The sequence below is a fragment of the Kocuria dechangensis genome (assembly GCF_014636775.1).
Taxonomy (GTDB): Bacteria; Actinomycetota; Actinomycetes; order Actinomycetales; family Micrococcaceae; genus Kocuria; species Kocuria dechangensis.
Genome location: NZ_BMEQ01000060.1, coordinates 1 through 4,621 on the forward strand (window position 1 = coordinate 1; position 4,621 = coordinate 4,621).

4 protein-coding genes and 1 pseudogene are annotated in these 4,621 nt (G+C 70.7%); 4 read left to right on the forward strand and 1 reads right to left on the reverse strand.

What is annotated here, in order from left to right; genetic code table 11:
- Positions 1 to 223: pseudogene (locus IEW07_RS20525) on the reverse strand (hypothetical protein); the annotation flags it as partial.
- A gap of 231 nt (positions 224 to 454) precedes the next feature.
- Between IEW07_RS20525 and IEW07_RS20530 the strand changes: the two are divergent.
- The 4 genes from IEW07_RS20530 to IEW07_RS21705 all read left to right on the forward strand — a co-directional run bounded on the left by IEW07_RS20530 (position 455) and on the right by IEW07_RS21705 (position 4,417).
- Positions 455 to 799 (forward strand): hypothetical protein, encoded by a 345-nt coding sequence (locus IEW07_RS20530; RefSeq protein ID WP_188540630.1) that lies wholly within the window; start codon positions 455 to 457, stop codon positions 797 to 799.
- Complete coding sequence (locus IEW07_RS20535; RefSeq protein WP_188540632.1) at positions 796 to 1,596, forward strand: ANTAR domain-containing protein; 801 nt, start codon at positions 796 to 798, stop codon at positions 1,594 to 1,596. The genes IEW07_RS20530 and IEW07_RS20535 overlap by 4 nt, the downstream gene beginning before the upstream one ends.
- 587 nt (positions 1,597 to 2,183) lie before the next feature.
- The gene (locus tag IEW07_RS20540; protein ID WP_188540634.1) at positions 2,184 to 3,065 is read left to right on the forward strand and encodes a manganese catalase; all 882 of its coding nucleotides are present in this window, start codon (positions 2,184 to 2,186) and stop codon (positions 3,063 to 3,065) included.
- Between the two features lie 464 nt (positions 3,066 to 3,529).
- On the forward strand, positions 3,530 to 4,417 hold the full coding sequence (locus IEW07_RS21705) for a DUF4383 domain-containing protein (protein ID WP_308738254.1): 888 nt from the start codon (positions 3,530 to 3,532) through the stop codon (positions 4,415 to 4,417).
- Positions 4,418 to 4,621: the final 204 nt, after the last annotated feature.

Here is a 4,621-nt window from a genome sequence, read left to right on the forward strand (position 1 = left end):
GGGCGAGCCCGTCCAGGCCGTCGTCGTCCGCCCACTTCAGGGGCAGGACGTAGCGGGCGTCGGCGAGGGCGCCCAGCACTGCCGGATCCGTAGTGGGGCGCCGGGCAGTCGCCTCATCGGAGGCGTCATCGCGACCGGCGACCTCGGTCTTCACGGGGAGTCTGTGGTCCACGGGGGCATCCTTCATCAACAGCAGCGCACTGCGGGCCAGCTGCTCGACCACGCCTCAACTGTAACCACGCACATCCCCCACCAGCCAAGCATCCTGCACCGAGAACTCAGCTCGGTGGTCCTGGGCGCTCTCGCAGCGGCTCGCCAAGGAGGGACTCTTCGACGATCAGTCCGGTGTGCAATCCGTGCAAATGCCTGGTCGACCTGGGGTAACGGGCGTACCGTGGGGAGAGGTCAAGAAGGTGGCCATGAGATTCCGTGCATGCGTTGAAGGATGTTTCTCATGGACCACAAGCTCTCCGTGCTCGTCCAGGTCGACCTCGACGGCGCCTATGTGTGCCTGGTCGTGACCGGGTGCCTGACCGAGACCAACCAGCACGTGCTGCACCCGCTGATCCACCGGGCAAGGACGCTGATCCCGCCGGTGACGGTCAGCATCGACCTCACCTGCGCGACACACATTGAGGCGGCCGCTGTGGACCTGCTGCGCTGGGCCGTCGACCACGACGACACCGTGGACGGGCCCAGCCCGGTCGAGGAGGTCGTTCCCAACGGCCTGCCCGACCACCATCCCGCACCCGCCCGGTCCCATCATCGGCTGCAGACCCAGGAGTCGTGGGCGGCATGAGGGCCCCGCGGATCAGCGCCTCGGTACAACTGACCCAGATCGAGCAGGTCATGACCGCCCTGCACCGGCGGCCGGGCTCCGGCGGACGGGCGGTGGCCGCCATCGCCCAGGCTGGCGTGCACCACGTGGGTGCAGCCCGGTGGGCCAGTGTGAGCATGGCCGGCCCCGGGCGGTTCCGCACCCTGGTGGCCACCGCCCCGATGGCCGCCCAGGCTGATGCGCTCCAGCACGAGCTGGGCTCGGGCCCGGCCGTGGACCCCGCCCCCGGCGGCGGCATCCACCTGGTGGAGAACCTGGCCCGGGACCGCCGCTGGCCAGCCTTGGCGGCCCAGGCCCGTGAACGTCTGAACGTGGCCGGGCTGGTGGCCTACCACCTGCCCCTGCCCCAGGATCCGGCGACCACGGTCGCTCTGACCCTGTACGCGGACTCCCCCGACGCCTTCACCGGCCCTCACATCTGGACCGGTGCCCTGCTGGCCTGCCAAGCCGTGCAGGCGGTGACCACACAGCTGCGCCACCCACAGGAGGGGCGACGGGAGCAGGGGCGACGGGAGCAGGAGCTGGCCGCAGCCCAGCAGATCGGGGTGGCGATCGGGGTGCTGATGGGCCGCTACGGGCTGAGTCGTGAGGAAGCGTTCGACATGCTACGCACGACAGCCCAGGACAGCGACCGTGACCTCGCCGAGGTCGCCGGGGAGGTCATCGAGACTGAGACCCTGCGCCTGCCGCCCATGTCCGCCGCCCCTCACAGCACCGGCAGGAGCGGCACGCCCCGCCCCTGTGGAGGAGCGAGGTGAACACCCACGCCGTGCGCTCTTTCGGGGGGGGGGGGGGGGAAGGAGTTCCTCCTGGTCGACGCGATCACCGGCGCCCCGGTCGCGGCTTCCTGCCCTGTCCTGGAGCATTACCGGCGCATCGTTGCCGGCGGCGGGCCGAAGCTGACCGCGTAGCTGCAGCAAGAGATGCTCGAAATGCTCACCCCTCCCCACCGGAGCCTGCGGGGAGTGCAGGCCGACGTCGTGGCCGGGCGTGCCCTGGCCGACCGGGCGGCCTGTGCTGCCGGAGTCCGGGCAGTGGCCCTGGCCACTTCCCCGTTGCCGGTGGGCCCGCACGTGCACCCGGCCCGGGACCTGATGGTGTGCGGGCTGCACGTGCACGTCTGGGTGGCATCTACGCAGGAGGGGTGGCCCAGCCGGCCCGGCCCTCGCCGGCACAGGTCCCCGGAGGGTCGCCCGAGAACACATGGCCGCCCCCAAAATATCATCAGCAATCTTCCCATTACGGTGTCGACTCACTACCGTGGTCGTCACCCCCACCGGCCGCGCTGACCCCGGTTCCACCCCCGGTGGCGGCCACCTGAAGGCAGTCGATCACGGAGGTCAGGATGTTCTTCCACCAGCAGAAGCTGCAGTACAACGCCACCCCGGAGGCCCCCGACGCGGTCTACGCGCGCAAGCTCCAGGAGGTGATCGGCGGCCAGTACGGGGAGATCACCGTGGCCATGCAGTACAGCTTCCAGGCCTGGAACGCCCACATCCCCGGCAAGTACCGGGACCTGCTCTTCGGCACCGCCGCCGAGGAGTTCGGCCACATCGAGATGCTCGCGACCATGATCGCCCAGCTGCTGGAGAAGGCCCCGCTGGGCATCACCGACGACGCTGTGCAGTCCGATCCGGCGGTGGCGGCGGTGATCGGCGGCACCGACCTCCAGCACGCCATCGTCGCCGGGGCCGGGGCGCGTCCGGTGGACTCCATGGGCAACCCCTGGTCCGGCTCCTACGTCACCGCGTCCGGCAACCTGCTGGCGGACATGACCGCCAACGTCAACGCCGAGATGCAGGGCCGCACCCAGGTCGCCCGGCTCTACCACATGACCGACGACCACGGGATCCGAGACATGCTCTCCTTCCTGCTCGCCCGGGACACCATGCACCAGAACCAGTGGATGGCCGCGGTCAGGGAGATCCAGGAGGATGGCCTGGAGCAGCTGCCGGTGCCCTCGAACTTCCCGCAGTCCAAGGAGGCCACCGGCTACTCCTACGACTACTACAACTTCTCCGACGGGGCCGCCGCCGCCGAGGGCTCGTGGGCCTCGGGGCCCACCCCGGACGGCAACGGCACCTTCGGCTACCGCCCCGAGCCCATGGCCGGGGTGCCGATGCCTCCTCCAACCCACCCCGACGCCCGCTTCTACGGCACCACCGCCCAGCCCAACATCGTGGAGAAGGCCGCCGGTGCGGTCCAGGACAAGCTCAAGAAGGAATAGCACCGGAGGCGGTGCAGCGCTGGAGGAGTCCACGCGCTGTGCCGATGCGCCGATCCCCGGGGCCCCATGCGGGCCTGGGGATCGGCACTTGGGGCCCAGAGGTGTGCGGGGATGACCAGGTGGGTCGTGCCGTGGTTGCTGTCGGTGCGGTGCGGGCCCTCACCGGCCCCGATGCCCGGAGAGGATGGCCACCGGGACCGGGCGGCCGTCGCGGGCGTACCACGAGACCGGGTGCGAGACCGGGCGGCTGTCGCGGGCGCACCACGGCGCCGGGCAGCAACCGGGTGCTGCCCTGAGACGGGCCCACCACCATGAGATCGCCGCACGGCGCCCGGCCACACGGACCCTGCCGGGGGTCGGAGCGCCCCGGGGGACGACGACTCTGGTCAGCACGATCGGGCCCGCCTACCCTGGCAGCAGGTCCAGCCACCGGCCACCACTTCCCCCGGCCCAGGAGCCCCGCTGTGGACCTTCCACTGTCCGTTCTCGTCCGGATCGCCCCGGACCACAGCCGCGTGCGCCTGCTCACCACCGGGTGCCTGACGGAGACCAACCAGCGGACCCTGTACCCGTTGATCCGCCGCATGCGCAGCCTCACCGCCGACACCGAGGTCGTCATCGACCTCACCGGGATCGACCACCTCGAAGGCGCAGCGCTGGACCTGCTGTGCTGGGAGGTCGAGCACGACCAGCTCGAGGCCCACACCCAACCGGTGCGCGTCGTTTTGACCCAGCCCCCACCGGCGGGCAGGTGGCCCGTGTCCCCGGCCTACCGCACAGGGTCCACCGCCTGGACACGCCCGGGCACGGAGCCGGTCCTGGCCACCAGGTTCTTCAGATCCACCGGAGGTGGGCGCCACCTTCCCGGTCCCCGTGCACGACCGGTGAGAGGACAGACCATGGCCGCTCCCGCCGCCCGCCGCTCTCCCGTCCGGACCGACGCCGTGGCCTACGGGGCCGTGTTCGTGCTCGTGGGGGTCCTGGGCTTCGTCCCCGGGATCACCACCGGCTACGACTCCCTGCGCTTCGCCGGGCACTCCTCCGAGGCCCTGCTCCTGGGCGTCTTCCAGGTCTCGATCCTGCACAACCTCCTCCACCTGCTCTACGGGATCGTCGGGCTAGCTCTGGCCCGCACCCTCTCCGGGGCCCGGGCCTACCTGCGCTGGGGCGGGGCGATCTACCTGCTCCTGTGGCTCTACGGCTTGGTGATCGACAAGGAGTCCACGGCGAACGTCGTGCCCGTGAACAGCGCCGACGACTGGCTGCACCTGCTGCTGGGCGCGACCATGGTCGGGCTGTCCTGCCTCGGGCGTGAACCCGCCGCCCGCAGCACCACCGGCCCGGACTACTGATCACCGGAGCGTCTTCCGTGGATCTGGGCACCGTTGGGCACAAGTCCAGATGCCCCAGCGGGGGGACACCACATCCAGGGTCCAGGGGGCGGTCAACGTCGGCTCCGGTGGTGTGATCTGCGGCATAGCATGGGGGCTCAGTGTCAGGGTGAGTGGTGCCGCAGGTGTTGCGGTGGTTGGATTCTTCGCACCCGGTGTCTGGCT